The 23,450-nt window shown below is 68.3% G+C and carries 19 protein-coding genes; 7 read left to right on the top strand and 12 right to left on the bottom strand.

Features of this window, described 5'->3' with window-relative positions:
• Positions 1-336 precede the first annotated feature (336 nt).
• Complete coding sequence (locus OOK07_RS28240; RefSeq protein WP_266799254.1) at positions 337-1,947, top strand: IS4 family transposase; 1,611 nt, start codon at positions 337-339, stop codon at positions 1,945-1,947.
• 25 nt (positions 1,948-1,972) lie between these two features.
• Here the strand turns inward: OOK07_RS28240 and OOK07_RS28235 are convergent, their stop codons facing one another.
• Both OOK07_RS28235 and OOK07_RS28230 read right to left on the bottom strand, forming a co-directional pair.
• Positions 1,973-2,746 carry a transposase family protein gene (locus tag OOK07_RS28235; protein ID WP_266799252.1) on the bottom strand — a complete coding sequence of 258 codons (774 nt, stop codon included), beginning with the start codon at positions 2,744-2,746 and terminating at the stop codon, positions 1,973-1,975.
• Between the two features lie 132 nt (positions 2,747-2,878).
• Positions 2,879-3,361 (bottom strand): hypothetical protein, encoded by a 483-nt coding sequence (locus OOK07_RS28230; RefSeq protein ID WP_266799250.1) that lies wholly within the window; start codon positions 3,359-3,361, stop codon positions 2,879-2,881.
• Between the two features lie 452 nt (positions 3,362-3,813).
• On the opposite strand from OOK07_RS28230, the gene OOK07_RS28225 reads away from it, so the two are divergent.
• Positions 3,814-4,365: a hypothetical protein gene (locus OOK07_RS28225; protein WP_266799248.1), complete on the top strand. Its 552-nt coding sequence runs from the start codon at positions 3,814-3,816 to the stop codon at positions 4,363-4,365.
• Positions 4,366-4,440: 75 nt separating this feature from the next.
• On the opposite strand, the gene OOK07_RS28220 is transcribed toward OOK07_RS28225, so the two are convergent.
• From OOK07_RS28220 to OOK07_RS28185, 8 genes are all read right to left on the bottom strand, one after another.
• Positions 4,441-5,589 (bottom strand): ABC transporter ATP-binding protein, encoded by a 1,149-nt coding sequence (locus OOK07_RS28220; RefSeq protein ID WP_323182993.1) that lies wholly within the window; start codon positions 5,587-5,589, stop codon positions 4,441-4,443.
• Complete coding sequence (locus tag OOK07_RS28215) at positions 5,582-6,643, bottom strand: ABC transporter ATP-binding protein (protein WP_266799247.1); 1,062 nt, start codon at positions 6,641-6,643, stop codon at positions 5,582-5,584. Before OOK07_RS28215 ends, OOK07_RS28220 begins: the two co-directional genes overlap by 8 nt.
• Before the next feature lie 11 nt (positions 6,644-6,654).
• Positions 6,655-7,593 carry an ABC transporter permease gene (locus tag OOK07_RS28210; protein ID WP_266799245.1) on the bottom strand — a complete coding sequence of 313 codons (939 nt, stop codon included), beginning with the start codon at positions 7,591-7,593 and terminating at the stop codon, positions 6,655-6,657.
• Positions 7,586-8,512, bottom strand: coding sequence for an ABC transporter permease (locus OOK07_RS28205; protein WP_266684468.1), 927 nt, complete (start codon positions 8,510-8,512; stop codon positions 7,586-7,588). The genes OOK07_RS28210 and OOK07_RS28205 overlap by 8 nt, the downstream gene beginning before the upstream one ends.
• Before the next feature lie 144 nt (positions 8,513-8,656).
• Entirely contained in the window at positions 8,657-10,279 is a 1,623-nt protein-coding gene (locus OOK07_RS28200; protein ID WP_266684464.1) for a peptide ABC transporter substrate-binding protein, read from the bottom strand.
• 585 nt (positions 10,280-10,864) lie between these two features.
• Complete coding sequence (gene typA, locus OOK07_RS28195; RefSeq protein ID WP_266684461.1) at positions 10,865-12,772, bottom strand: translational GTPase TypA; 1,908 nt, start codon at positions 12,770-12,772, stop codon at positions 10,865-10,867.
• Positions 12,773-12,906: 134 nt separating this feature from the next.
• Positions 12,907-13,581 carry a hypothetical protein gene (locus OOK07_RS28190; RefSeq protein ID WP_266799243.1) on the bottom strand — a complete coding sequence of 225 codons (675 nt, stop codon included), beginning with the start codon at positions 13,579-13,581 and terminating at the stop codon, positions 12,907-12,909.
• 125 nt (positions 13,582-13,706) lie between these two features.
• Positions 13,707-15,992 carry an ABC transporter family substrate-binding protein gene (locus tag OOK07_RS28185; protein WP_266799240.1) on the bottom strand — a complete coding sequence of 762 codons (2,286 nt, stop codon included), beginning with the start codon at positions 15,990-15,992 and terminating at the stop codon, positions 13,707-13,709.
• A 333-nt stretch (positions 15,993-16,325) separates the two neighbouring features.
• On the opposite strand from OOK07_RS28185, the gene OOK07_RS28180 reads away from it, so the two are divergent.
• From OOK07_RS28180 to OOK07_RS28165, 4 genes are read left to right on the top strand one after another with little or no spacing between them, the layout of a single operon-like run.
• Positions 16,326-16,616, top strand: coding sequence for an Rv0250c family protein (locus OOK07_RS28180; RefSeq protein WP_266684456.1), 291 nt, complete (start codon positions 16,326-16,328; stop codon positions 16,614-16,616).
• Positions 16,617-16,635: 19 nt separating this feature from the next.
• Positions 16,636-17,457 carry a succinate dehydrogenase subunit SdhC gene (sdhC, locus tag OOK07_RS28175; RefSeq protein WP_266684454.1) on the top strand — a complete coding sequence of 274 codons (822 nt, stop codon included), beginning with the start codon at positions 16,636-16,638 and terminating at the stop codon, positions 17,455-17,457.
• 18 nt (positions 17,458-17,475) lie between these two features.
• Entirely contained in the window at positions 17,476-19,461 is a 1,986-nt protein-coding gene (locus tag OOK07_RS28170; protein ID WP_266799238.1) for a fumarate reductase/succinate dehydrogenase flavoprotein subunit, read from the top strand.
• Positions 19,458-20,228 carry a succinate dehydrogenase/fumarate reductase iron-sulfur subunit gene (locus tag OOK07_RS28165; RefSeq protein WP_266684450.1) on the top strand — a complete coding sequence of 257 codons (771 nt, stop codon included), beginning with the start codon at positions 19,458-19,460 and terminating at the stop codon, positions 20,226-20,228. Before OOK07_RS28170 ends, OOK07_RS28165 begins: the two co-directional genes overlap by 4 nt.
• Here the strand turns inward: OOK07_RS28165 and OOK07_RS28160 are convergent.
• Positions 20,209-20,535 carry a hypothetical protein gene (locus OOK07_RS28160; protein WP_266799236.1) on the bottom strand — a complete coding sequence of 109 codons (327 nt, stop codon included), beginning with the start codon at positions 20,533-20,535 and terminating at the stop codon, positions 20,209-20,211. The genes OOK07_RS28165 and OOK07_RS28160 overlap by 20 nt on opposite strands.
• A 30-nt stretch (positions 20,536-20,565) precedes the next feature.
• Positions 20,566-21,744 (bottom strand): glycoside hydrolase family 18 protein, encoded by a 1,179-nt coding sequence (locus OOK07_RS28155; protein WP_266799234.1) that lies wholly within the window; start codon positions 21,742-21,744, stop codon positions 20,566-20,568.
• A 233-nt stretch (positions 21,745-21,977) separates the two neighbouring features.
• On the opposite strand from OOK07_RS28155, the gene OOK07_RS28150 reads away from it, so the two are divergent.
• The gene (locus tag OOK07_RS28150; protein ID WP_406313369.1) at positions 21,978-23,447 is read left to right on the top strand and encodes a hypothetical protein; all 1,470 of its coding nucleotides are present in this window, start codon (positions 21,978-21,980) and stop codon (positions 23,445-23,447) included.
• Positions 23,448-23,450: the final 3 nt, after the last annotated feature.

Genomic DNA, 23,450 nt, shown 5'->3' with positions numbered 1-23,450 from the left:
CGAAGTTCTGAAGTGATACCTCGTCGACGGGGCGCCTGCCATCCAGACACCAGCTGCGCCCATGCTCTCCCTCATGGTACGACCGATAGCCGAGGAGCCAGCCCCATTGAGAGAGTTTCATCCTGATTTCGCAGGTCAGGGGGCTGGTGTGGGGCTTGAGTGACGTACTCGCCCCGGTCGAGAGCGTGATCGTTCCGGGGAGATCGTCCAATGCCTCGAAGTTAGGGGCTCGGCGACGTTGTCAACGGGAGTGGGGGCATAGAGGCGGGGCCTCTGCTGTTCAGGGGATCGACCAAGATCTTCCCGAAGCAGAGGCCCCGCGTGTCCAAGTGTGTCATGGCTGGTGTTCCAGCCGTTGTCGATGTCTTCGCCCCAGGTCATATAGGGGAGTTGACACAGGTTGTACCGGTCGAGTTGGTGGACGCGGTGCTGGAGGAGACCCGTACGCGTGAGCGCCGGCTGCGTAATCTGCCGTCACGGGTGGGGGTGTACTTCGTACTGACGCTGGGTCTGTTCGAGCATCTGGGGTCCCGGCTGGTCTGGGAGAAGCTGATCGTGGGCCTGGACAGCACGACGCCACGGCCGTCGGAGAAGGGCTTGCGCGACCTGCGGCGCCGCTTGGGGTCCGCTCCGCTGGAGCGGCTGTTCGAGGTGCTGGCCGGGCCGCTCGGGCAGCCCTCCACCCCTGGGGTGTGCTACCGGCGCTGGCGGACCGTGGCCTTCGACGGCTGCAGCAGCCTCTCGGCCCCCGACCATGAGCGCAACCGCTCCTGGCTGGGCCGGATCGCCAGCCGGTTCGGGGACAACAGCTATCCCCGGGTGATGCTGATGGCACTGTGCGAGACGGGGACCCGAGGCTTGATCGGTGCGGTCTTCGGGCCCGCTGCCGAGGGCGAACTCGCCTACGCCCGGCAACTGGTGGGACGCCTCACCGAGAGCATGCTCGTCCTGGCCGACCGGGCCTTCGACAGCAACGGCCTGCTCTGCGACGTCGCCGCGCGGGGCGCCCAGTTCCTCGTCCGCAGCTCGTCCAGGCGACGCCCGCCGGTCCTGGCCCTGCTCCCCGACGGCTCCTACCTGACCCGGCTCGGTGACCTGGCCGTCCGCGTGATCGAAGCGGACATCATCGTGCACGCCGCCGACGGCAGCCGCACCACCGGCACCTACCGGCTGCTCACCACCCTGACCGACCACCGCACCGACCCCGCAACCGCGCTGATCAAGCTCTACCACGAGCGGTGGGAAGTCGAATGCGCCTTTCTCGCCCTGCGCCACACCTTACTCAAAGGGCGTGTCCTGCGCTCGAAGGACCCCGCGGGCATCACCCAGGAACTCTGGGGGCTGCTCGTGCTCTACCAGGCTCTGCGCTCGGTCATGGTCACCGCCGTCGAGGCCCAGGGCGCCATGGACCCCGACCGGGCCGGCTTCACCATCGCCCTCGAAGCCGCCCGCGACACCGTCATCCGTGCCCACGGCATCATCCCGTTCCCCGGCCCCGACGGCCGCCCGGACCTGACTGGACACATCGGCGCCACCGTCCTGCACCATCCCCTGCCGGCCCGCCGCCCCCGGATCTCCGCCCGCATCGTCAAGCGCGGCATCTCCCGCTATCACACCTGGAACCATGATGGCCGGCCCCTCGCCAGCACCCCGATCACCGCCCTCACGCTGTCCGTCCGGCCACCGGCCCTCGCGCCGGCCCGGACGCGAGCGCCAGGGAGACCGGACCGCTGGACACAGGTCTCCCAGATCATGGCCGCCGACGCCCACCGCACCTGGCAGGCCAAGGAGATCGCTCACGCACTCGGCATCACCGGACGGAAACCCTTCAACAGCCTGAGCACACAACTCGGTTACTGGACCCGAGCCGGCCGCTTGACCCGCACCGCCCCCAGCACCTACAAGATCACCCTCCCGGAGACCTTGACGGCGACCTCAAGCCCCTAACTTCGAGGCATTGGGAGATCGTCGGTCACCTCTGGACCTCGGTGTTCGCGAGGATGAGCAGGGCCCGCAGGAGGGTGGTCGCGTGGCGGGTGTTCATGCGGACCTTGGTGAAGATGCGCCAGGATTTCAAGTTCGCGAAGCCATGCTCGACAGCGGCGCGTTCGCGGCTGAGCAGGCGGTTCGCCTCTTTCTCCGCGTCGGTGAGCTTGTGGTTCCGGGTGGCCTTGCGGCCGGTGATGATCACGGGGTGGTCGTCGGGTTCGTCGTCCAGGCCGACGAACCCGAGGTCGGCCAGGGCGCCGAGGCCGGCCTCGCGGAGATGCTTGGTGAGTTTGTCGTGGCGGGCGGTGGTGATCTCGCTGGACCGGCCGGGCCGGGCCGAGGAGATCCAGATCAGGTTGCCCTTCTCGTCGGTCAGCGCGAGAAACAGCAGGCCATGGGCCTTATGTTTCCCGCTGTAGTTCTTGCGGTTCTCCGTCCCGGTGCGGCGTCGGGTGCGGATCAGGGTGCCGTCGAGCAGGACGACGACTCCTCCCTTCTTGGCGATCTCCTTCAGAGCTCGGTCCAGGCGCGGGGCGCGGGCGGCGAGCAGGCGCAGGACCTCCTGCACCCAGCGGCGCACGGTGGAGGCGGAGATCTGGTTGCCGCCGGCCATGTCGGAAAGGCGCTGGTCGTGGCGGAGGACGGCGAGCACGATCAGGGCCTGGGTGCCGGGCTCGGCCTTGCGCCACCGGGTGCCCAGCCGGTTGCGTTCGCGGCGTATCAGATTGCCGACGAGGTCGAGAGTCCGCTTCGACACGGGAAGCTGAACCTGGTAGACAGCATGCTGAGGGTCCTCGGCGGGGCTGGTTGTCTTCACAAACACCCCAACTTCCGCCGGGGGTCCTCTTGTTACGGCAGGAATCGGCCGGTCCGCCGCCATGCCGGCCGGTCAGCGCAGCAGGTAACGGCCCGCTCCGGTCCGGGCGAGCCAGCCTCGGTCGGACAGCTTGCGCAGTTGCCCGCGGACCGGCTCGACCTTCCCCGGCGTCGTCTCACGGCCCAGCGCGATCGCCACGTCCTTGGCCATCACCGGACCGTCCGCGTCGGCCACGATCTCCATGATCCGCCGATACTCCGAGGTCAGGACCTCCGCCCCCATGCCCTCGGCCCGGTCCGGGACCAACCGCATCCCACCCGCACCCGGACCAGCGGCTACCCGCTCCGGCTCCGGCTCCGGCTCCGGCTCCGGCTCCACGATGCCTGGCGACCGCCGCCCGCCGTCGGTCGCCTCGGCCCACTGCCCGAACACCACCTCGGCGGCCTCCAGCCGGGTCAACTGCGACTCGATTCCGGCCAGTTCCTTGCGGAGCAGCTCAGCCCGTTCTTCCAACTCAAGCCGTTGCTGGACCGTCCATGTCAGCACGTCCGTCATGCGTATCCCTCCCGCCGGGAGGCTACGCAGCGGTCCGCTGTCCCGGTCCGCGAACGCCAGAAGCCGCCCATGGCAGACGATCACGTGCTAACGATCTCCGGCCGGACCAGCGCGAGCACCTCACCGAGACAGCACACCAGCCCCGTTGACCAGCGGAAATGAGGTTGGCGGGGGCTCATTCTGTGGTGTCGCAGGGCAGGTCGGGGACCCAGAGTTCAATGTGGTCCTGAAATAACTCGCACCGTCTCTCGAACACAGCATGGACACAAACCCGGAACAGCCCCCGCAATGCTCCCCGACAGTACGGGCAAAGCATCGAGAGCCTTTCGCCGTGCGGCACCTCAAACCTTGATCAAATGTCTTGCAGTCCAATTATCCACTCGCATAGCATTCGTACGTCGGCACATCAAGCAAATGAAGCTGACAATCGACCAAAAAACGAGGGGAAAAACTTGAAGACGCACTCACGGGGTCTGATCGTCACTTCTGCAGCCACTGCGACGACGCTGTTGGTCTTCGTCGGACAGGCGTCGGCCACGACCAAACTTGCAACGACCACCACCGCCAAGCGCACTTCTACAGCTCATAGCTACAAGAGCGGGCAACTGAGCATCGACGCTGCAGGGCAGGCGACTTGCAAGAAGGGGAATCAGTTCACCGCGACGGCCACGTGGAGCCTCGGCAAGGTGACAAAGTCCAGTGCTTACATCAAGCAGCTCAGCGTGAAGTACACGGCACCTATCGCAGGTAAGAGCGTCAACGTCGGTCGCATAAACCTTGTGAACGGCAACAACAAGGTCGTCTACGGAACAGACGGCCGGTACGTCGTCCAAGTCAAGGGTGGCACGTCCACGACCCAGACTTACCCCATCAAGAAGACGGTGACCTTCAACAACAAGCAGATCCAATTTCGCCGCTACTTCGAGGTGAATACAGTCGGGACCGAGGCTCAATGGTGCGGTGGAACCGCCGAATTCGCCTTCATCCTGAAGTCCAGGGCCTGATCCAACTCGAGTGACTCCAAACAGTCGGGTCCCGGCACCGCCTGGCGGTGCCGGGACCCAGTTCCGTCATGGAGGTCACACCGCGCCCACGACGTCCTTCTCCTCGGCGAAGTGGCACGCCGATTCGTGGGCCGCCGGCGAGTCGGCGCCCTTGAAGCGCTCCGGGATCGCCAGCAGCGGGATCTCCTCGGCGCACTTGTCCTGTGCCTTCCAGCAACGGGTGCGGAAGCGGCAGCCCGAGGGCGGGTTGGCCGGGGACGGCACATCGCCGGTGAGGATGATCCGCTCGCGGTGCTCGCGGGCCTCCGGGTCGGGCACCGGGACAGCCGACAGCAACGCCTGGGTGTAGGGGTGCGTCGGGTGCTCGTAGATCTGCTCGTCGGTGCCGATCTCGGCCATCTTGCCGAGGTACATCACACCGACACGGTCCGAGATGTGGCGGACGATCGACAGGTCGTGCGCGATGAAGATGTACGACAGGTTGAACTCGTCCTGCAGCCCCTCCATCAGGTTGATGACCTGCGCCTGCACCGACACGTCCAGCGCCGACACCGGCTCGTCGCAGATGATGACCTCGGGGTTGAGGGCAAGTCCGCGGGCGATGCCGATGCGCTGGCGCTGACCGCCGGAGAACTGGTGCGGATAGCGGTTGATGTACTCGGGGTTGAGCCCGACGACGTCCAGCAGCTCCTTCACCTTGCGGCGCCGGTCGCCCTTCGGTGCCACCTCGGGGTGGATGTCGAAGGGCTCCCCGATGATGTCGCCCACCGTCATACGGGGGTTGAGCGAGGTATACGGGTCCTGGAAGATCATCTGGATGTTCCGGCGGACGGCCTTGAGCGCCTTGCCGGACAGCTTGGTGATGTCCTGGCCCTTGTAGAAGACCTCGCCGGACGTCGCCCGCTCCAGGCTCATCAGCAGCTTGGCCACGGTCGACTTGCCGCAGCCGGACTCGCCGACGATGCCCAGCGTCTCGCCCTGGTACAGGTCGAAGGAGATGCCGTCGACGGCCTTCACGGCGCCGACCTGCCGCTTGATGACGATGCCCATCGTCAGCGGGAAGTGCTTCACCAGGTTGCGGACCTGAAGAATCGGCTCGCCGCGCTCCACGTGCGCGTCGAGGGCGGCGACCGCCTCCTCCTCCGAGCGCGCGTCGACGGCGTCCACCTCGGAGACGTTCGGCGTCGCGTCCGTCGGCTCGTCGGTCTTGGTCGACTCAGCCATGGATCGTCTCCTTCCAGAAGTGGCACGCGCTGGCGCGGCCCGGCAGTTCCGTTCCGTCCCGCTCACTCACCGGGACCAGCAACGGACGGTCGACACGGCAGATGTCCTGCGCCTTCTCGCACCGCGGGTTGAAGGCACAACCGCTCGGCACCTTCAGCAGGTTGGGCGGCAGACCCTTGATCGCGTAGAGGTCCTGGCCCTTCTGGTCCAGACGCGGGATCGAGTCGAGCAGGCCGCGGGTGTAGGGGTGCGCGGGGCGCTTGTACAGCTCGTGCACCGGCGCCGTCTCCACGATGCGCCCCGCGTACATCACCGCGATCTTGTCGGCGACGTCCGCCACGACACCGAGGTCGTGGGTGATCAGGATGAGCCCCATCTGGTACTCGCGCTGCAACTCCGCGAGCAGGTCCATCACCTGGGCCTGCACCGTCACGTCGAGCGCCGTCGTGGGCTCGTCGGCGATGATCAGGTCGGGCTCCAGGGCGAGCGCCATCGCGATCATGATGCGCTGGCGCATACCGCCCGAGAACTGGTGCGGGTAGTCGTTCACCCGGGCCGCGGCTGCCGGGATCTTCACCCGGTCCATCAGCTCGATGGCCTTGGCCTTGGCCTGCTTCTTGGACAGGCCCTGGTGGACGCGGAACATCTCGCCCAGCTGGTATCCCACGCTGAGCACGGGGTTGAGCGAGGACAGCGCGTCCTGGAAGATCATCGCGATCCGGGCGCCACGCAGCTTGCGCCGCTCCTCGTCGGACATCTTGAGCATGTCCTGGCCGTAGAAGCGGATCTCCCCCTGGGGGATGCGGGCCGGCGGCATGTCGAGAATGCCCATGATCGCCTGCGCGGTCACGGACTTGCCGGAGCCTGACTCGCCGAGCACGGCGAGGGTCTCTCCGGAGTTCACGGAGTAGTTGACGCCGTTGACGGCGCGGACCACTCCCTCACGGGTCTGGAACTCGACGTGTAGATCACGCACTTCGAGTAGCGGGCCGGTGCGCTCCGGGTCGCCCGGGCGCGGGGCCGGGACGGCGTCCGTCGGGTCGATGATGGTCACGTATGCCTCCCTCAGCGCATCTTGGGGTCGAAGGCGTCGCGGACCACGTCGCCGAGCACGATAAACGCCAGCACGGTGACGCTCAGGGCGCCGGCCGGGAACAGCAGCGCGTGCGGGTTGGTCAGGAACAGTTGTTGGGCGTCACTGATCATCACGCCCCAGGAGATGCTCGGGGGCTGGATGCCGATGCCCAGGTAGGACAGAGAGGCCTCGGCGGCGATGTAGACACCGAGGTTCATCGTGGTGATGACGATGACGGGGGCGAGCGTGTTCGGCAAGATGTGTCGGAAGGCGATCCGCCACGAGTCCGCGCCCAGTGCCCGGGCGGCCGTCACGTAGTCGTTGTACTTGTTGGCGATGACCTCGCCGCGCATGATCCGGAAGACCTGTGGCCAGCCGAGCATCGCCATGATGAACGACACGGTCCACACATCACCGCCGCCCCAGATCGACATGATCAGCAGACCGCCGATGATGAGCGGCAGGGCCGAGAACACCTCGGTGATCCGGGACAGAAGCGCGTCCAGCCAACCGCCGAGGAGACCGGACAGCATGCCCAGCAGACCGCCGATGAGCGTGGTGACCACAGTCGTCACCACGCCGACGACGATCGAGTTGCGCGTGCCATACACGGTCCGCGTGTAGATATCGCAGCCCTGCTGGTCGTAGCCGAACAGGTGCCCGGACGACGGCCCGTTCATGGAATTCTGCAACTGGCAGAAACCGTCCGAGAACGGTGAGCGCGCCGTGAACAGGCTGGGCGCGATAGCCAAGGCGAGCAGGCACACGATGATGAAGGCCGACACGAGGAACATGGGCCGCTTGCGCAGGTCCGCCCAGCCGTCCTTGAGCAGGCTCGCCTGCCGGGCTGCCGCCTTCTCCTCGGCCTCGATCTCCTTGGCGATCGCGGCCTCGTCGGTGGTGGGCCTTTCTATTGTCTTCTCACTCATAGCGGATCCTCGGGTCGAGCACGGCGTACATCAGGTCTACGAGGAGGTTGGCGACCAGGTAGATCAGCACCAGCAGGGTCACCAGACCAACGACGATGGGCCGCTCGCGCAGATAGACGGACTGGGCCAATTGCCCGCCGATACCGGGCATGTTGAAAACCCGCTCGGTGATGATGGCTCCACCCATGAGAGCACCGAGGTCGAAGCCGAGGAAGGTGACCACCGGGATCAGAGAATTGCGCAGCGCGTGCACACCGATGACCCGCCGGGTCGGCAGGCCCTTGGCTATCGCTGTACGCACATAGTCGGCGCGGACCGACTCCGTCATGCTTGCCCGCACCAGACGCGCGACATAGGCCATGGAAGTCGAGGCGAGCACGACGGCCGGGAGGATGTAACTCTGCGGCCAGCCCTTCTCGATGCCCGCGACCGGCGTGATCTTCAGCTTCACGCCGAACTCCAGCTGGAGCACGCTACCGAGCACGAACACGGGGATCGAGATCAGGACAAGCGTCGAGATGAGCACGACGTTGTCGATGAACTTGCCCTTCTTCAGGGCGGAGAAGATGCCGGCGACGATACCGATCACGGCCTCGATGCCGAAGGAGGTCAGCCCCAGCTTGAGCGTGATGGGGAACCGCTCGGAGACGATCTCGGAGATGGCACGTCCGTTGTACGTCTCACCGAGGTCACCCGTGAAGACGCCGCTGATGTAGTGCCAGTACTGCTGGTACAGCGGCTCGTTGAGGTGGTAATGCGCACGCAGAACCGCCGCGATGTTGGGGTCGGCGCGTTTGTCGCCGGCCAGTGCCTGGATCGGGTCGCCGGGCAGAGCGAAGACCAGGCAGAAGATGATGAACGTGACGCCTATCACCACAGGGATCACCTGCAGCATGCGGCGCACGACGTATCGGCCCATGGGTACTCCAGAGGGGTGCTCGACCCGACCGTGGCCGGGGGGATGGCACGGTCGGACGGGAGACGGCAGCAGGAGTGAGCAGGGGAAGGCCGTTCCTCCCCCTGCTCACCCCGTAACGCTGTGTCAGGACTGCTCAGAAACTGGTCAGCTGAGCTTGACCGAGTCCCACAGGATGTTGTGGCCGGCGATCTTCATCGACTTGATCTTGTCGCTGAAGCCGGTGTTCAGGGTGTAGAAGTACACCGGGATGTACGGCAGGTCCTTCAGGAGCACGTCGTCGGCCTGCTGGTACTGCTTGACGGCGTCCTCGTGCGTGGCGGCCTGGTCGCCCTTGACGAGCAGCTTCTCGAAGTCCTCGTTGACGTAACCCGAGTAGTTGGAGCCGTTGGTGATGGCTTCCTTCGAGAAGATCGGACGGAGGTAGTTCTCCATGTCCGGGTAGTCCATGTTCCAGGCCATACGGAACGCGCCCTGGTACTTCTTGGCGTCCAGGTCGTTGAGGATCGTCTGGAACTGCTCGAACGGCTTGGCCGTCACCTTGATGCCCAGGTTCTGCTGGATCTGGTTGGCGACCGCCTCGATCCACGCCTTGTGGTCACCGTCGGCGTTGTAGCCGATCTCCAGCGTGTTGCCCGGCAGGCCGCCGCTCGCCTTGTAGAGCTCCTTGGCCTTGGCCGGGTTCAGCGTGCAGGCGTCACCGCAGGCTCCCTTGCGGTAGCCGTCGATGATGGGGCTGATGAAGTCGTCCGCGGGCGTACGGGCGCCGAGGAAGATCTTCGAGGCGATCGTCTTGCGGTCGATCGACATGGAGATGGCCTTGCGGAGGTCCGCGTTCTGGAAGGCCTTGTTGTACTTGATCGGGAAGCCGATGTAACCGACGCCCGAGTCGGCCTCATCGATGTAACGGCCCGGCAGGTCCTTGTGGTACGTCGGCAGACCCGAGTTCGGGATGACGAGCTGGACGTCCAGGTTGCCCGCGACGAGGTCCTTGTAGGCCGTGTCGAGGTTCGAGTAGATCTTGAAGTTGACACCCTTGGCCTCGATCTTCGAGGCGTCCGGGTACTTGTCGTACTTCGTGACGTCGATCTCTTCGTTGTGCTTGAACGTGCCCTTCATCTTGAAGGGGCCGTTGCCGATGGGGGCTTCGCCGAAGCCCTTCGGGTCCTTGAAGAACGCCTTGGGCAGCGGCACGAAGGCGGTGAAGGACAGCTGCGACGGGAACGCCGAGAACGCGCCGTTCAGCGTGATCTGGAGGGTGTCGTCGCCTACGGCCTTCAGACCGGACATCTTGTCCGTCTTGGGCTTCTTGCCCTCGCCCGGGTTCAGGTCGCTGTAGCCCTGGATGTGGCTGAACAGCGGGTTGGTCTGCTGGGCGTTGGTCTGGTTGGCGCCGTAGTTCCAGGCGTCGATGAAGGACTGAGCGGTGACCTTCTCGCCGTTGTGGAACGTGTAGCCCGACTTCAGCTTGATCGTCCAGACCTTGTTGTCCTTGGTCTCGACAGACTGCGCCATGGCGTTGACGACCTTGTTGTCGGCGTCAAGCTTGGTCAGACCCGTGAAGAGGGCGTTGATGACCTGGCCGCCCTCGGTCTCGTACGTGTTGCTGGGGACCAGGCCGTTCTGCGGCTCACCGATCTCCACCGACACAACGCCGTTGCCCTTGCCCTTGCCCGAGCTGCCGTCGTCCCCGCCGCCGCCACAGGCCGTCGCACCCAGCGCCACTACGGCGGCTATCGCAACCCACTTGGCGCTCTTGGCACCACGCATGGGGCTCCTCCTCATGAGTCCATTGATTCACCGCAGAGGGAAGCACACGACACTCCGCCGTCACCGGCGCCTGAAACAGTGAGGTGCGCTTTCCCACGCTCGCGTGGTCGGCGCTGCCTCAGCGCCTGACCCGTTGACCCGAGCTCTACGCGCCTAACTATCTGCCATGCGCCATGACCGAACCACACTCAAAAGGTCTCGGTTCGATCACACCTGACGCGTACATCTTCCAAAATCCGGACAAAGGGTTTGCTGAAAGATCCCTGCGAAACGGACTTGTTACACATCAATCGGTCCCGCATGTCCGTATACCGAACGCTGGGGGCATGAAAAATCAGTTGCGGATTCGCGGTGGCTGTGCAGGGGGTGCACGGCCCACCACTTCCAGCCAACGGACCTGCGCCCCGGGGATGTTCGCCGGGGCTCACAGGAGACGGACAGCACCACGTCGGCAGAAGACTAGTGCCATGTGATCCGCATCTACGGATCCACGGCAAGAACTAGGGTTTTCCCTACCCCTGCCTCAACAGAAGACCGGGCACCCCGCGTTGCGGAATGCCCGGCAGCTTCGTGGAACGGTGCGTGTCAGCCGTTCTTGGCCCTGCTCGCCGCGCGGGCGCGCTCGCGGGCGTCCAGGTTCACCTTGCGGATGCGCACCGCCTCAGGGGTGACCTCGACGCACTCGTCGTCGCGGCAGAACTCCAGCGACTGCTCCAGCGAGAGCTTGCGCGGCGGGACGATCGCCTCGAACGAGTCGGCCGAGGAGGACCGCATGTTCGTGAGCTTCTTCTCCTTGGTGATGTTCACGTCCATGTCGTCGGAGCGCGAGTTCTCGCCGACGATCATGCCCTCGTACACCTCGGTGCCGGGATCGGTGAACAGCACGCCGCGCTCCTGGAGGTTCGTCATCGCGAAAGCGGTGACGGCACCGGCGCGGTCGGCGACCAGCGAGCCGTTGTTACGGGTCGTCAGCGTGCCGAACCACGGTTCGTGGCCCTCGTGGATGGAGTGGCCGATTCCCGTGCCGCGGGTCTGGGTGAGGAACTCGGTACGGAAGCCGATCAGACCGCGGGAGGGAACCACGAACTCCATGCGGACCCAACCCGAGCCGTGGTTGGACATGTTGTCCATCCGGCCCTTGCGGACACCCATGAGCTGCGTGACCGCGCCCATGTGCTCCTCGGGCACGTCGATCGTCATGCGCTCGACCGGCTCGTAGACCTTGCCCTCGACGTCCTTGGTGACGACCTGCGGCTTGCCGATGGTCAGCTCGAAGCCCTCGCGGCGCATCTGCTCGACCAGGATGGCCAGCGCCAGCTCACCACGGCCCTGCACCTCCCAGGCGTCGGGACGCTCGGTGTCGAGGACCCGGAGGCTGACGTTACCGACCAGCTCGCGGTCGAGACGGTCCTTGACCTGACGGGCCGTGACCTTGCGGTCCTTGATCGCGGCCTTGTTGTCGGCGCCCTTGCCGGTACCGCCACGGCCGACCAGCGGCGAGGTGTTCGTACCGATGGTCATCGAGATCGCCGGCTCGTCGACCGTGATCAGCGGCAGCGGGATCGGGTTCTCCGGGTCGGCCAGGGTCTCGCCAATCATGATGTCGGAGATACCGGCGACCGCGCAGATGTCACCGGGGCCCGCCTTCTCGGCGGGCTTGCGGGTGAGCGCCTCGGTCATCAGCAGCTCGGTGATGCGCACGTTGGACATCGTGCCGTCACGCTTGATCCAGGTGACGGTCTGGCCCTTGCGCAGCTCGCCCTGCTCGACGCGGAGCAGCGCGATACGGCCGAGGAAGTTGTCGGCGTCCAGGTTGGTGACGTGCGCCTGGAGCGGAGCCTGCTCGTCGTACTCCGGAGCCGGGACGTGGGACAGGATCGTGGAGAAGAACGGCTCCAGGCTGTCGCTGTCCTGCGGGACCGTGCCGTCCTCGGGCTTGGTCAGCGAGGCCACACCGTCACGCGCACAGGCGTAGACGATCGGGAACTCGATCTGGTCCTCGTCGGCGTCGAGGTCGAGGAAGAGGTCGTAGGCCTCGTTGACGACCTCGTCGATGCGCGAGTCGGGGCGGTCCGTCTTGTTGATGCACAGGATGACGGGCAGGCGGGCCTGCAGCGCCTTGCGCAGCACGAAGCGGGTCTGGGGCAGCGGGCCCTCGGAGGCGTCGACCAGGAGGACCACCGCGTCCACCATCGACAGACCGCGCTCGACCTCGCCACCGAAGTCGGCGTGGCCAGGGGTGTCGATGATGTTGATGGTGATGACGTCGCCGCCATCCTTCGGGTGGTACTTCACCGCCGTGTTCTTGGCCAGGATCGTGATGCCCTTCTCACGCTCCAGGTCGTTCGAGTCCATCATTCGGTCGTCGAGCGACTCGGCGGCGTGCGCCGCGAAGGCACCGGCCTGCTTCAGCATTGCGTCGACGAGGGTCGTCTTGCCGTGGTCGACGTGGGCGACGATGGCGACGTTGCGGATGTCGTGGCGCGTGGCCATGAAGGCGTACTCCTGGAGTGTGAGGAAGGCCGACGCGTACGTCTGTGTTACGCGGACCCTGCCGGGCTGAACACGCCACGGCCTCACCCCATGGTACGGGGCCGCTGCGGCGGCGGCTCGCCAGGCCGCTGGGGTCAGGCGTTCCGGGTGGCCGGGGAGCCGGGTTCGCAGGAGAGCCGGGCAGCCTGGCGGGCGGTGCCCGAACCGTCGAAGCCCTCCTGGCAGTCGACGACGCCGGAGAGGTCCTCCTGCCAGGACCGTGCACGCCCGTTCGTCGTCGCGCCTCCCGGGCAGGTGTAGCTGAAGTCACCCGCCACCTCGCGCACCCCGGCGTACTCCACGATCTCCCCGGGCCCCTCGACCGTGATGCGGCCCCCGTCGAGGGGCGGAGCCTTGACGTTCACGTCGGTGAACTGCCATGCGTCGCCGCCCGCCTCCGCCAGGGTGCGGGCGTCCGACTGGATCTCGCCGCTCTTCTTGCCCAGCGAGAAGAGGACCTCCGCCGGGGAGAGGGCCGGCCCGGAGGCCTTCACCGACGCCCGCGGGGTGTACACCCGCTCAAGCGGACCCGACAGCGTGCCGCCGCCCTTGCCCAACGACTGCACCCCGGAGACACCGGTCAGCTTCTCCGTCTTCTTGACGGCGGACCAGGTGTACGTGCCGTCCGTACAGGCCTTCGCCACGGCCGGGGCACTGCTCTTGGCGGCCGCGGCCGCCCTGCCGTCGCCGCCCCCGCTGCAACCCGTGAGCCCCGCCGCCAGAGCCACCCCAGCCAGTCCCGCCGCCCAGGTCCCCCGTGTGCTGCGCATCCGCCGTCCCCGTTCCCCCGCGCACGGACGCCCGGCGCCCGCAACATGATTTATTGGGCTCATGTTGCGGGCGCCGGGCGAACACGGGCAAGCGATTTGAGCGATCCCTGAGCTACAGCGCCCGATCAGCCCTTCGACGCAGCGCTCGCCGAAGGCTTCGCACCCTTCGCCAGGAAGCCCATGTCCTCGTAGACCGGGGTCTGGAAGCCGAAGGAGCCCGCGTTCACCACGTTCTTCCTCGCGGCCGTCAGCTGGGGGCGCTGGTAGAGGGGGATGGAGCCGGCGGCGGCCCAGATGCGGGAGTCGGCCTTGCGGATCAGGGCGCGGTTGTCGTCGCCGTTCAGGGTGGCGAGAGCCCGGTCGAAGAGCTGGTCGACCTGGTCGGTGCCGACGCGGGTGTAGTTCTGTTCGACGTCGAGGGAGCCGTCGGCGGCCGGGACCGGCTTGGCGTAGACGGGCCGGGCGTCGGTGGCCGGGAAGGCGGAGGCGGGCCAGGAGTACAGGGCGAGGTCGAACTGCCCGGACGCGATGTGGTCCTTGAAGTAGCTCTCGTCGGAGACCTTCGTGATCTGCGTGGTGATGCCGACCCGCTGCAGCATGCGGCTGATCCGGTCGGCCACGGTCCGCAGGACCTCCGAGCCGGCGCCCGACGGCAGCACGAAGCGGAGGCTGAGCGGCTTGCCGTCCTTGGCCAGCGTCCCGGCCGCGGCGCCCGCGGGGGCCGCGGTGCCCTTGGGGGCGTAGGCACCGGGCGCGCCGCCCTGCATCAGCCGCTGTTCGGCGTACTGGCCGCCGTCCGCGAGGTGCTTGCCGCTCCCCTCGCCCGCCTTCGCGTTCTCGTGCTTCTTCGTGTGGTCCTTGGGGTCCTTGTCGTCCCCGTCCCGGCTGTCCCCGTTCTTGGTGTCCCCGGTGTCCCCGGTGTCCCCGGAGTCCCCGGAGTCCCCGCTCTTGTCGTCCTCGCCGACGATGTACGTCCCGTCGTCGCCGCCCTCGGAATCGTCCTCGGCCTTCCTGCCCTTGGCGCCGGCGGCCTTCTCGGCCTTCTCCTTCTGCTCCTTGACCGGACCGCCGCGCACCCATCCGGCGTCCGCGAGCAGCGCCTGCGCCTCGGCGGTGTCCTGGCCCCCGAGCGCACCACTGCCGTCGGCGTAGGCGGCCTGCCCGGACAGCGCGAGGTGGCTGCCGACGGGCACCGCGGGCAGGCCGAGCGGCTTGAGGACGGCCTGGGCGAGGGCCGCGCGGTCTAGGGCACGGGCCACGGCGCGCCGGACGCGCTCGTCCGCGAGGGGTCCCGTGGAACCGTTGAGGGCGAGCTGGGTGTAGGCGGGCTCCAGCGACTTGCGGACCACGAAGCCTTCCAGGCCCTTCTTGGCGGCGTGGCGCACGCCCGGCCCCATCAGGGGTGTGCCGGTGCCCTTGTCCCGGCCGGCCACGGCGAAGTTCCCGGCGTCGGACGGGTCGATCTCGGCCAGGTCGATCTTGCCCTCGGCCAGCACCGCGGCCCGCTTGTCGAGCGGTACGGCCTTCAGGTCGATCTCGTCGAGCTTGGCGGGCCGGCCCCACCAGCGCGGGTTGCGGATCAGGGTGACCTGCGCGTTCTTGGTGTCGACCTGCTTCAGGGAGAAGGGCCCGGCGGTGACCTTGAGCTTCCTTCGCGCCCCGTCGTTGAAGGCGTCTGGCGTACCCATGACGTCCTTCGGGTACAGCGGCGAGAACAGCGACCGCCAGTCGGCGTACGGCCGGGCGAAGGTGACCTTGACCTGCAGGTCGTTGGCGCCACGCTCGATCTTCTCGATGCGGTCGTATCCGGCGTTGCGGGCCGTCCAGTACGCGCTGTCCTTGCCGGACAGGGCGCGCCACTGGGCGGCGAAGTCGGCGGCGCCGATCTCGCGGCCGTCGCTCCAGACGGCCTGCTGGTTCAGCTTGTAGAGCACGACCTGCTTGGGCTCGGTGTCCACGACCTTGGCAGACTCCAGATAGTCGGCGTTGCGTACCGGCCGCCCCTTCTGGTCGAGCCGGTACATGGACGGCAGAACCGCCTGCGCGACACGGCTCGTGGCAGCGTCGGCGTCCGACTGGAAGGTGTTCAGGGTCTCGGGCACGTCGTCCACGGCCCAGCGCAGCGTGCCCCCGTCGGCGACCAGGTCACGGGCGGCGGGCGCGTAGTCCGGCCCCGCGAGCGGCTTGCCCGCCTTGTCCTCGGAGCTGCAGCCGGCGAGCGCGGAGACGGCCAGCGCGCCTGCGGTGAGGAAGGCGACCGAGCGCAGCGCTCCGCGGGAAGACCCGGGATCGGCCGTGGATCGCCTGCGGGCACGTCGTGGCTGCTCGCGCAGTTCCCCGCGCCCCTTCGGGGCGCTGCCGCGCCGCGGCTGACATGGCCCGGCCGTGGGTCCGACGCCGTCCTGGGACATCTCTTCCTACCTCCGGGGGCCGCTCCCGCCGATGACACAGGTGGGGTCTGATCACATTTGGCGGTATTTTGGAGTTGATCAGATCTACGGCCCCACTGAAGAGGAAAGGGTTCGCCGACCGGCGGCGACACGGCGGCAGGCGCGGGGAAGCCCACTCGTGCGGCCTAACGTGCGCCCCCGGCGCACACAGAGCGCTTGCGGGCGCGCAGTGGAGGCATGCAATCCGCCAATCGCTGCACATCCCTTCCCACCGGCAGGTGTGACGCGCAACACTCGCAGGCGCATGAACGTTGCCACCTGGGGCCGGACGGCCCGTGGAAGTGAGGTCACGTCATGTCCGTGCAAGACGACCTGACAGCAGTACAGCGTTGCCTGGACGACCTGGCGCGGTCCGTGGGCCGCCTGGAGAAGCAGCTGGGCGGCGGCGGGCTCGACATGCGCCGCGTGCGCGCCGACGCGGATCACCTGCGGGAGAGCGTCGCGCTCCTGCGCGAGACGGCGTCGAGTCCGAGCGCGCCCCGCAAGCCCGAACTCGTCACCATCCCCGACACCCCGTACGACCCCTCCCTGTGGATCGACACGGACGACGAAGGACTCGGCGCCCGCGACCGCCACGCCCCCTGAACCCGACCGGAGTCATGAGTTGGCCACTGGTACGGAACCACATCTGAACAGCGGCGGCGTACGCACCGGTACGCGCGCCGCGATCGACGCCCCGCATCTGCGGACCGACCGCTGGTGGCTGGCCCCGGCCGTCACCGCGGCCGGTCTGCTGGCCTTCATCGTGTACTCGACATGGCGGGCCTTCGCGAACGCGGACTACTACTCGGCGCCGTATGTCTCGCCGTTCTACTCGCCGTGTCTGGCGGAGAACTGCAAGAACATGCCCTCGGGCCCCAACGCCGACCTCTTCGGCAGCTGGTGGGGGATCTCCCCGGCGATCATCATCCTGATCTTCCCGCTTGGCTTCCGCCTGACCTGCTACTACTACCGCAAGGCCTACTACCGGGGTTTCTGGGCCTCCCCGCCGGCCTGCGCGGTGGCCGAGCCGCACAAGAGGTACACCGGCGAGACCCGTTTCCCGCTGATCCTGCAGAACATCCACCGGTACTTCTTCTACGCGGCGATCCTGGTCGCGTGCGTGCTGACGTACGACACGGTGCTGTCCTTCCGCGACACGGACGAGAACTGGGGCCACATGGGCCTCGGCACCGTCGTGTTCCTGATCAACATCGCGCTGATCTGGGCGTACACGATCTCCTGCCACTCCTGCCGGCACATCGTCGGCGGCAAGCTCAAACACTTCTCCAAGCATCCCGTGCGCTACCGGGCCTGGCAGTTCGTCGGGAAACTGAATGCCCGTCACATGCAGCTCGCCTGGGCGTCGTTGGTGAGCGTGGCGGTCGCCGACTTCTACGTCTATCTGGTCGCCTCGGGCGCCTTCGACGATCCGCGCTTCTTCTAGATTGGGTGGGGCTTTCTGATGTCCGTGGTCGACCGGCAGGAGTGGGACGTCGTCGTGGTCGGTGCCGGAGGCGCGGGCCTCCGCGCCGCCATCGAGGCGCGCGAACGGGGTGCCCGTACGGCCGTGATCTGCAAGTCACTGTTCGGCAAGGCACACACGGTGATGGCCGAGGGCGGCATCGCCGCCGCGATGGCCAATGCCAACGAGCACGACAACTGGCAGGTCCACTTCCGCGACACCATGCGCGGCGGCAAGTTCCTCAACCAGTGGCGGATGGCCGAGCTGCACGCCCAGGAGGCCCCGGACCGGGTGTGGGAGCTGGAGACCTGGGGCGCCCTCTTCGACCGCACGAAGGAAGGCAAGATCTCCCAGCGCAACTTCGGCGGCCACGAGTACCCGCGCCTCGCGCACGTCGGCGACCGCACGGGCCTGGAGCTGATCCGCACACTGCAGCAGAAGATCGTCTCGCTGCAGCAGGAGGACAAGCGGGAGACCGGCGACTACGAGTCCCGTCTGAAGGTCTTCCAGGAGTGCACGGTCACCAGGATCCTCAAAACCGTGCCCGACAGCGGTTCCGCCGCGGGCGGCCGCGTCTCAGGCGTCTTCGGCTACGAGCGCGAGACCGGCCGTTTCTTCGTCCTGGAAGCCCCGTCCGTGGTGATCGCGACCGGCGGCATCGGCAAGTCCTTCAAGGTGACGTCGAACTCATGGGAGTACACGGGCGACGGGCACGCGCTCGCCCTGCTGGCCGGGGCGCCGCTGCTGAACATGGAGTTCGTGCAGTTCCACCCGACCGGCATGGTCTGGCCGCCGTCGGTCAAGGGCATCCTCGTCACCGAGTCCGTCCGTGGCGACGGCGGGGTGCTCAGGAACTCCGACGGGAACCGCTTCATGTTCGACTACGTCCCCGACGTCTTCAAGGAGAAGTACGCGGAGTCGGAGGAGGAGGGCGACCGCTGGTACGTGGACCCGGACAACAACCGGCGTCCGCCCGAGCTGCTCCCCCGCGACGAGGTCGCCCGCGCGATCAACTCCGAGGTCAAGGCGGGCCGCGGCTCCCCGCACGGCGGCGTCTTCCTCGACGTGTCGACCCGTATGCCCGCCGAGGTCATCAAGCGCCGGCTGCCGTCCATGTACCACCAGTTCAAGGAGCTGGCGGACGTGGACATCACGGCCGAGGCGATGGAGGTCGGGCCGACCTGTCACTACGTGATGGGCGGCATCGCGGTCGAGTCCGACACGGCCGCCGCACGCGGCGTACCGGGGCTGTTCGCGGCCGGCGAGGTGGCGGGCGGCATGCACGGCTCGAACCGCCTGGGCGGGAACTCCCTGTCCGACCTTCTGGTGTTCGGGCGCCGGGCGGGCTGGCACGCGGCCGAGCACGCGGCGGCCATGGCCTTCGAACGGCCCGCCGTCGACGAGGTCCAGGTCGACACGGCGGCCGCGGAGGCGCTGCGCCCCTTCTCCGCCGAGGGCCCCGAGGGCCTCGCACCGGGAGAGCCGGCCAGGGCGGACGGACGACCGCCGGAGAACCCGTACACCCTCCACCAGGAACTCCAGCAGACCATGAACGACCTCGTCGGCATCATCCGCCGCGAGGCCGAGATGGAGCAGGCGCTGGAGAAGCTGGCGGATCTGCGGGTACGGGCCCGCCGGGCCGGTGTCGAGGGGCACCGCCAGTTCAACCCCGGCTGGCATCTCGCCCTGGACCTCAGGAACATGCTGCTGGTCAGCGAGTGCGTGGCCCGGGCGGCGCTGGAGCGCACCGAGTCGCGCGGCGGCCACACCCGCGAGGACCATCCGACGATGGAGCGCACCTGGCGCCGGATCAACCTGCTGTGCCAACTGACCGACCCCACGGGCGGGTTGGCGGCCACGGACCCCGTGCGCGGCCAGATCGACCTCACCCGCGAGACCACCGAATCCATCCGCGCCGACCTGCTCGCCCTCTTCGAGAAGGAGGAGCTGGTCAAGTACCTCGCCGAAGAGGAGCTGTACGAGTGAGCAGCTACGAGGCCCGCTTCAAGGTGTGGCGGGGCGACATCAAGGGCGGTGACCTTGAGGACTTCGCGGTCGAGGTCAACGACGGGGAGGTGGTCCTGGACATCATCCACCGCCTCCAGTCCACCCAGGCCCCCGACCTCGCCGTGCGCTGGAACTGCAAGGCGGGCAAGTGCGGTTCGTGCTCGGCCGAGATCAACGGGCGGCCGCGCCTGATGTGCATGACGCGCATGTCGGTGTTCACGCGGGAGGAGACGATCACCGTCACACCGCTGCGCGCCTTCCCCGTCGTACGCGACCTGGTGACGGACGTCGGCTTCAACTACACCAAGGCGCGCGAGATCCCGGCCTTCGTGCCGCCGGCGGACCTCGGCCCCGGCGAGTACCGGATGATGCAGGAGGACGTGGACCGCTCGCAGGAGTTCCGCAAGTGCATCGAGTGCTTCCTGTGCCAGGACACCTGCCATGTCGTCCGCGACCACGAGGAGAACAAGACGGCGTTCGCCGGCCCGCGCTTCCTGATGCGCGTCGCCGAGCTGGACATGCATCCGCTGGACGCGGCCGCCGACAGCGGTCTCGACCGCAAGAAGACCGCCCAGGACGAACACGGCCTCGGCTACTGCAACATCACCAAGTGCTGCACGGAGGTCTGCCCCGAGGGCATCAAGATCACGGACAACGCGCTGATTCCCCTCAAGGAACGCGCGGTCGACCGGAAGTACGACCCGTTGGTGTGGCTGGGGTCGAAGATCAGGCGGCGCCCTTCGTAGCGCGCGGGGTGCGGCCGGGGCGCCGGGCGAGGACCTGGATTCCGAGTCCCGCCATGAACCCGACCCAGCCGCACCACGCGACGACACCGCGCACGCCCTGCGGGGGCGGGGGCCCCGTGAACGGGCCCAGGAACATGAACAGCGCCGCGCCGACCGCGCAGACCAGCGACCCGTACCCCCACAGCCGGGGCCGCAGGGTCCTGGTCCGGCCCCACGGGACCACCCAGCCGGTCGCCAGGGCCGCGACGCCGGCGGCGGCCATCACCGTCGTCGCCAGTGCGCCCGCCACCATCAGGTACATGTCCATGGCGGTCAGCATCCCACCCGCCCGACGTCCCTAGTGCACCCAGTCCTGCCGGTACGCCGTCCAGTCCGCCTCCGTCGCCGCGAAGTCGACGTAGAGCGCGACGCCGAACCGGGTGCGGCCGGCATCCGTGCGGGACAGGCCGAGGCGGACGCCGCGGACGGCCGCGGGGACGGTCTCCGCATGGTTCCAGTGACCGAACCGGTTCTCGTGGTAGAAGGGCAGGCCCATCAGCAAGTCCGTCGAATTCGGGGTGACCTCCAGGGCGAGCGAGGTCTGCTGGGCCACATAGCCGCCGTACAGGCTCTGCAGCGGCTGCATGGTGTCGTACGACATCACGGCGATCTGGTCGACCCGGCGCGCGACCTGCCCGAAGAACCTCTGCGACCACCACTTCGGGTGCCCGGCGACCGTGCCCCAGAAGGAGTGGAACCCGGGGAGCGGGTCGATCTGATGGGCGGCGACGGACAGCAGGGCGTGATGCGCGCGGGTGACGGAGCGGAGGGAATCCAGGAGGGTGAGGTAGTCACGGTCGCCTGAGTGCAGCGGTTCCAGGTCGAAGTGGGCTCCCTCGAAACCGGCGGCCAGGATCTGCCGGGTGGAGGTGACGACGGCCGCGCGGGTCGCCGGGCGCGCCAGGCGCATCCCGGTCGGACCCTCGGTCGCGAGTACGTCGCCGAGCCAGGCCTGGACGCGTGTGCCGGGGGCTTCGCGGTGCACGGCCGCGATGAGCCAACGCGCCTTGGGATACGCCGACTTGGGAAGCGTGCCGTTGTGCTCGAGCGGGCCCGCGTGGACGTACAGGTCGCGGATGCCGGTGCTTCTGAGGCGGCGGGCGAGCGCGGTGACGTCGGCGTCGGTCTTGCGCCCGTCGACCCAGGCGTGCCCCAGCCAGATGGCGTCGCGGTCTCTGCTGTACGTGCCCGTCTTCGGGTCGCCCGTGTAGTTCAGGCGGAGAGCGGACTCGGCGGCGAGGACGGGGAGGAGGAGGGCGAGGACGACCGCGAGGGCGAGACGTCTCGGCCGGCGACGGCGAGGCGACGGCGGCGGATCGATCGGCTCCGTCGGCTCGGTCTTCTCGCCGTTGTCGTGGCCGTGGCCGTTGCCGTTGCCGTTGCCGTTGCTGTTGCCGTGATCGTCACTGTCCGTCCCCGCCCCGGCCGCCGCCTCCCCTTCCGTCCCCGTCCGCTCGGTGTGCTCCGTGTGTTCCATCCCCGCTCCCCCTGCCGCGATTCCGTCCGGCCCCACACGCATCCGCGCACCCCACCTCCCCCACCCCTGACACATCCCGGTCGCGCCGCTGCATTCCTGCTCATACGCTCCGAAATGTGACGTCATCCTTGATCCGGGGCCGGCCGCGGCGCGCCACCTCTCACATATCCGTGCGGTTGGTGCACACCCTGCTGGGGCTCCTGGCCGGGGTGGCATGGCTGGTGTTGCCGTGGATGACGATCAACAGCGGCGCGCCGGTTCCGGTCACGTGTGCGAATCCGGGCGCCGCGAGTGCCGCCGGGGCGGAGCAGGGCGGGACGTCGGCCGCCGACCTGGTGCTGCCGTTGGTGGCGGTGGGTGCGGCAGTTGTGTTCGCCGGGTACGGGTATGTGCGGCGCACACGGCGGGCCCGGACGCGTACCACGCCGGGTGGTACCGCCGTCCTCGCCGGGCCTGCGGTGCCACCGCTCTCCGAGGCCGACGAGCGGGCGCGGGCGTCGCTGGTCGAGGCCGACGACTGCGTACGAACCAGCCGGGAGGAACTCGGCTTCGCCGAGGCGCGGTTCGAAGCCGCGGCCGTGGAACCGTTCGCCCGGGCCGTGCGGGACGCCGAGTCCGAGCTGGCGGCGGCCTTCCGGATGCGGCAGCAGTACGACGACGGCGTGCCCGAGGACGAGGCGTCGCGGCGGCACGCGCTCGCGGGGATCGTCGGGCGGTGTCAGGAGGCGGGGCGGCGGCTGGACGCGGAGGCCACGGGGTTCGACCGGCTGCGCGCGCTGGAGGGGGACGGTCTGGACGGGGCGCTGGAACCGGCGGAGGCCCGGTTCCGGGAGCTGGCCGGGCGCACCGGGGCCGTGGATGCGATACCGGCCGGCCTCGGCGAGCGGTACGGCCGCTCGGCGGCCGGTACCGTCACCGGCTACGTCGAGCAGGCCAAGGACCGTCTGGTGTTCGCCACGACCCGTTTCAATCAGGCCCGCCAGAGGGCCGACATGGGGGACGGGGAGGGTGCGGCCCGTCATCTGCGGGCCGCCGAGGGTGCGACGGCCCAGGCCGCCGTGTTCGTGACCTGCGTCGAACGGCTCGCCGCCGACCTGACGGCGGCCGCGGCACTGGTTCCGGCCGCGCTGACCGGGGCGGAGGCGGAGCTGGCGGCGGCGGCGAGGGCGACGAGCGCGCGCGGCCTTCCGGTCGGCGAGCTGCACGCCCGTGCCGCGCACGCCGACGTCGTCCTGGCCGCCGTACGGGAAGAGCTGACCGCCGGGCCGTACGACCCTCTCGACGCCTTGCGGAGGATCACGCGGGCGATCGCGCCGGTCGCCGTGGGGCGGGCCGGTGTGCTGTCGGCCGCGGCGCTGCTCGCCGCGCGCAGTGCCCTCGCCGCCGCGGACGGCTTCGTCACGACGCACCGGGGTGCCGTGGGCAGCAAGGCCCGCACGCGGCTGGCGGAGGCCGAGCGGCTGCTCACCATGGAGCCACCCGACGCACTGGCCGCGGACGCTCGGGCCCGGCAGGCCCACGACGTCGCGGAGCAGGACGTACGGGTGCGCGGCAACCCGATCGCCGACGCTGCCGGACACGCCACCGGCGCCGCCGGCGCCGTCCTCGGCGGAATCCTCCGGGGCACAGCCCCGGACGGCGGTTCACCCGTCAGCTACGGCGGCCCCCACACCCGCGCCCGCCGTGCGAAGCAGCCCGGCTAGGAC

It is taken from the genome of Streptomyces sp. NBC_00078, assembly GCF_026343335.1.
Classification (GTDB): domain Bacteria; phylum Actinomycetota; class Actinomycetes; order Streptomycetales; family Streptomycetaceae; genus Streptomyces.
This window is presented reverse-complemented; position numbering and strand designations above follow the sequence as displayed.